Annotated in this window: 11 protein-coding genes; all 11 read right to left on the reverse strand. The window is 36.2% G+C overall.

Annotated features, from left to right (window positions below; translation table 11 throughout):
* A partial coding sequence (locus AB1630_10560) for a branched-chain amino acid ABC transporter permease (protein ID MEW6104231.1) occupies positions 1–115 on the reverse strand: 115 nt, incomplete at its 3' end.
* 162 nt (positions 116–277) lie between these two features.
* The gene (locus AB1630_10565) at positions 278–1,375 is read right to left on the reverse strand and encodes a branched-chain amino acid ABC transporter substrate-binding protein (GenBank protein ID MEW6104232.1); all 1,098 of its coding nucleotides are present in this window, start codon (positions 1,373–1,375) and stop codon (positions 278–280) included.
* Positions 1,376–1,399: 24 nt separating this feature from the next.
* Positions 1,400–1,801: a 30S ribosomal protein S8 gene (gene rpsH, locus AB1630_10570; GenBank protein MEW6104233.1), complete on the reverse strand. Its 402-nt coding sequence runs from the start codon at positions 1,799–1,801 to the stop codon at positions 1,400–1,402.
* 1 nt (position 1,802) lies between these two features.
* Positions 1,803–1,988 carry a type Z 30S ribosomal protein S14 gene (locus tag AB1630_10575; GenBank protein MEW6104234.1) on the reverse strand — a complete coding sequence of 62 codons (186 nt, stop codon included), beginning with the start codon at positions 1,986–1,988 and terminating at the stop codon, positions 1,803–1,805.
* A 1-nt stretch (position 1,989) separates the two neighbouring features.
* Positions 1,990–2,529 (reverse strand): 50S ribosomal protein L5, encoded by a 540-nt coding sequence (gene rplE, locus AB1630_10580; protein MEW6104235.1) that lies wholly within the window; start codon positions 2,527–2,529, stop codon positions 1,990–1,992.
* Positions 2,522–2,890, reverse strand: a complete 369-nt coding sequence (locus tag AB1630_10585) for a retroviral-like aspartic protease family protein (protein ID MEW6104236.1) — start codon at positions 2,888–2,890, stop codon at positions 2,522–2,524. The genes rplE and AB1630_10585 overlap by 8 nt, the downstream gene beginning before the upstream one ends.
* Complete coding sequence (rplX, locus tag AB1630_10590; protein MEW6104237.1) at positions 2,891–3,217, reverse strand: 50S ribosomal protein L24; 327 nt, start codon at positions 3,215–3,217, stop codon at positions 2,891–2,893.
* Positions 3,214–3,582, reverse strand: coding sequence for a 50S ribosomal protein L14 (gene rplN, locus AB1630_10595; GenBank protein ID MEW6104238.1), 369 nt, complete (start codon positions 3,580–3,582; stop codon positions 3,214–3,216). Before rplN ends, rplX begins: the two co-directional genes overlap by 4 nt.
* Positions 3,579–3,809 (reverse strand): 30S ribosomal protein S17, encoded by a 231-nt coding sequence (gene rpsQ / locus AB1630_10600; protein ID MEW6104239.1) that lies wholly within the window; start codon positions 3,807–3,809, stop codon positions 3,579–3,581. Before rpsQ ends, rplN begins: the two co-directional genes overlap by 4 nt.
* Positions 3,810–3,821: 12 nt before the next feature.
* A complete protein-coding gene (rpmC, locus tag AB1630_10605; GenBank protein MEW6104240.1) occupies positions 3,822–4,043 on the reverse strand; it encodes a 50S ribosomal protein L29 in 222 nt (73 codons plus the stop codon).
* Positions 4,040–4,447: a 50S ribosomal protein L16 gene (gene rplP / locus AB1630_10610; GenBank protein MEW6104241.1), complete on the reverse strand. Its 408-nt coding sequence runs from the start codon at positions 4,445–4,447 to the stop codon at positions 4,040–4,042. Before rplP ends, rpmC begins: the two co-directional genes overlap by 4 nt.
* Positions 4,448–4,636: the final 189 nt, after the last annotated feature.

The following is a 4,636-nucleotide window of genomic DNA, read 5'->3' on the forward strand; positions in this document are numbered from 1 at the left end:
CAGAATGGGCAAAGTTAATCATTAAGAGGATTCCATAGACCATTGTATAGCCCAATGCCAGAAGGGCATAAATGCCTCCTAATGTTACGCCATTTAAAAGCTGTGAGATAAACATTATTCCTCTCTGAAGAAATTCAAAATAGAACGGAGGAGCTTAAAGAACGGAAGGGCTAACCAAAAGCTTTCTTGCTTCCGAGCTTTAAGCGCTTCCACACTTTCCTTCATTGCTTTCCTTAAAATTAGCTAAACACATACCATCCATAATTGCTCTTTTACCCTATTCCTTAATCAATACAAATTTTTCTCCCTCTACCTTATAAACACTAATAGCCTTATTTAGGGTATCTCCCTTTTCGTCAAATTTTGTTTCCCCTAAAATCCCTTGATAACTAATATTTTTTACCCACTTAATGACTTTTGCGTTATCAAGACCAGAATTAGAAATTGCAGATATGATTATATTAACCGCCTCATAGGTATAATGGTCATATGGCTGACTTTCTACATTTGGATATTTGTTTTTAAATCTTTCCAAAAAACCTTGTGCTTCCTGTATATTCTCTATTCCAACACCAACCATTGTTATAAAATCTCCCTCTCCCGCACTTCCTGCAATCTTTATATATTCTGGGCTAAAAAGGCCATCGCCTCCAATTAAAGGAACATTTAAACCAAGCTCTTTTGCCTGCTTTGAAATTAAGCCACCCTCACCATAGACACCACCAAAATAAATAGCTTCTGGCTTTTTATCCTTTATTGAAATCAAAAGGGCTTTAAAATCCTTATCTGCTATATTTATTCCATCAAATGAAAGAATTGTCCCCTTGTTTTCTTCAAATTTTTTCTTAAATTCCTCTGCCAAACCCTGTCCATACGCTGTTTTATCATGGATTATAGCAACATTCTTAATACCCAGCTTATTTATCATAAAATCTGCTCCAAAGCTTCCCTGGACATCGTCTGTTGTACAGACCCTAAAAACATTTGGGAGCCCTTGAAGGGTTAGCTTTGGATTTGTAGATGCTGGGCTAATCATTATAAGGTTTTTCTTTGCATAAATTTTAGATGCAGGGATTGAACATCCAGAATTTAGATGTCCAACAACGCCATAAATATTAGGGTCTGATATAATTTGAGATGCTACATTAACAGCCTCCTTTGGGTCTGCCCTGTCATCAAAACAGACAAGCTCAAATTTACCCTCTGTTTCCTCAATAGCCATCTCTGCTCCCCTTTTCATCCCCTGTCCCATTGCTGCCAAATCGCCTGTCAATGGACAGACCAGGGCTATTTTTACAACATTTTCCTCCTTTTTAGGAGGGCAACAACCAGCCAATATTAAAATGGCTATCCCAAAAAATAATTCTTTCTTCATCTTTTTACCTCCTTGTTTTTAAGATTACCACACATAACAAATAACCTCTCCTCCAATAGAGCGTTTTGTTGCTTCTCTATCTGTCATTACACCATAGGGTGTTGTGAGGATAGCCCTTCCCTTTCCTCCCAATACCTTTGGAATATCCTTATTCCCAACATATACCCTTCTTCCCGGTTTGCTTATTCTCTTAATGCCTGTAATTATAGGCTCTTTATCCTCTGAATACCTTAAAAATACCCTTAAAATCCCCTGAATCTTGTCTTCTATTACCTTCCATCCCTTTATATACCCTTCATCCTTAAAAATTGTTGCTATCTGTATTTTTATATTAGAGGAAGGAATGTCAACATGGGAATGACCTGCCTTTTGACCATTTCTTATCTTTGTAAGCATATCAGCTATTGGGTCAAAACTTTTACTCATCTTACCAGCTTGCCTTTATAACACCAGGGATTTTTCCGCTTGATGCCAATTTTCTAAAACATATTCTACACATACCAAAATCACGAAGAAAACCCCTTGGTCTTCCGCATAACCTGCATCTGTTATAAAACCTTGTTTTAAACTTTGGTGCTCTTTTCTGTTTTAATATCAATGATTTTTTTGCCATATTATTTTATAAATGGAAAGCCAAAAAGCTCTAATAACCTCTTTGCGCTTCTATCACTCCTTGCCGTTGTTACAAATGTTATATTCATTCCCCTTATTTTTTCAACCTTATCGTAATCTATTTCAGAAAAGATTATCTGCTCTTTTATCCCTAATGTATAATTCCCCCTTCCATCAAATGATGTAGGAGACAACCCCCTAAAATCACGAACCCTTGGTAAGGCAATATTTAAAAGCCTATCAAGGAATTCATACATCCTATCCCTTCTTAATGTAACCATACATCCAATAGCCATTCCTTTTCTTAATTTAAAACCTGCCTCTGATTTTTTTGCCTTTCTCTTTATAGCCTTCTGGCCAGAGATTAGGGTAAGCTCATCAACAGCCTTGTCTAGGAGCTTTGAATCAGATGTTGCATCCCCTGTTCCTATATTTACTACAATTTTTGAAAGCCTTGGAACAGCCAGAGGATTTTTATATCCATCCTCCTTCATCATAAGGGGAATTATTTTATCTTTATAAATTTCCTTTAATCTAGCCATTTTTGTAACAATGAATCTTTGGAAGAAAAAGTAATTTTCTGTTTATTGGATCAACTGTCATACCAGCTGATTCAATGGTAATCAATCCCAATACAATTGCATCCTTTTCTTTTCCAAAAATTATCTGATTAGGAACCCTTACATTTTCTAGCTCTATATACACATCACCCATATCCCTTTCTTCAACCTCTCCATTAGCAAACTCTACATTGATCCTTCTTATCTTTGAAATGTTTAGATCTTCAAGAATTTTAGACGGAATGACTGTATATGTTGCACCCGTATCTACTAAGGTTTCTATCTCTACAAATTTTTTATTTGCAAGATGTGAAACCTTAATTTTTGTTACCACCTCTCCCATTTATTCCTTCTTATCTATAGGCTCCTTGCATTTTTTGCATATTCTAATCTTATTTTTATTCCCTGTATATCCAATAGAAAATCGCGTAGGGCTTGTGCAATTAGGGCAGACAAGGGCTACATTTGAAATATGAATAGGTGCTTCCCTTTCAATAATTCCTCCCTGCCTATTTGCCTGGTTTGGTCTTGTATGGCGTTTTATCCTATTTATTCCCTCAACAAGAACCTTTTCTTTTTTATGAAAAACCTTTATTATTTTTCCCTCCTTTCCCCTATCCTTTCCTGTCAAAACATATACCTTATCGTCTTTCTTTATCCTTAAACTCATACTACCTCCGGTGCAAGGGTAATGATTTTTGTAAAATTTTTCTGCCTTAATTCCCTTGCAACAGGACCAAAAACACGGGTTGCCTTTGGATTTCCATCATTATCAATAATAATAGCTGAATTAGTGTCAAACCTTATATATGAGCCATCGTCTCTCCTTTGCTCCTTTCTTGTTCTAACAACAACAGCCTTAACCACTGAGCCTTGTTTGATAGGTGATGTAGGGATAGCCTCTTTAACAACACCAATAATTATATCGCCAAGTCCTGCATATCTTCTCTTTGAACCACCAAGAATCTTCATACACATAAGCTTTCTTGCTCCAGAATTATCTGCCACGCTTAACATTGTTTGCTGTTGAATCATTTTAATACCTCAACAACCGCCCATCTTTTCATCTTTGAAAGAGGCCTTGTTTCTATAATTTTTACCTTATCGCCTGTTTTTGCTTTCTTTTCATTGTGGCAATAATATTTCTTTTTTCTTCTGATATACTTTTTGTATAATGGATGCTTAACGATTGTTTCTCCCTCAATAACAACGGTTTTATCCATCTTATCTGAAACAACAACACCTACTCTTTCCTTTCTCATTTTATTTGACTCTTAAGACTCTCGATCTCCTCCTCCTGACTTTATCCCAAGCTCCCTTTCTTTCATAATTGTATTAACCTGGGCAATTGTTTTCTTTATCTCCCTTATCCTTCTTGGATTCTCAATCTGCCTTATTACCTTTTGATGGCGAAGGTTAAGAAGCTCAGCTGAAAACTCCTTTCTTTTATTTAAAAGCTCTATCATAGTAAATTCTCTTAAATCCGATGCCTTCATTCCCTCTCTAATATCCTTGTTGCAATGGGAAGCTTATGAGATGCAAGACGCAAAGCCTCCTGTGCAACCTCTTTTGCTACGCCTGTTAATTCAAAGAGTATCCTTCCTGGCTTTACAACAGCCGCCCAATGATCAACAGCACCCTTTCCCTTTCCCATTCTTGTTTCAAGGGGTTTTTTTGTTACAGGTTTATCTGGAAATACCCTTATCCACATCTTTCCGCCCCTTTTTACATGACGGGTTATAGCAATCCTTGCGGCTTCAATCTGCCTTGCTGTTATCCAATGTGGCTCTAATGCAACAAGGCCATAATCTCCAAACACAAGAAACCCTCCCCCCTTTGTTTTTCCCGCCATTGTTCCCCTCTGTTGCTTTCTATATTTAACCTTTTTTGGCATTAACATCTTTTTCTTTAATAAAATCAAAAGGATAACATTTTACAATCTCCTATGTCAATATTTTTTTAAATTGAAACTTACCCATATCTTTTTAGCTAAAGAAAGGATTTTTGGGAAAATTAGGGTCTCTTTTTTAAAATTGTGGTTATTTTCTATTGACAGGAAGGCTAATTTTTAGAAATGAAGGGAATAAAT

Source organism: bacterium (assembly GCA_040753555.1).
Lineage (GTDB): Bacteria > UBA9089 > UBA9088 > UBA9088 > UBA9088 > JBFLYE01.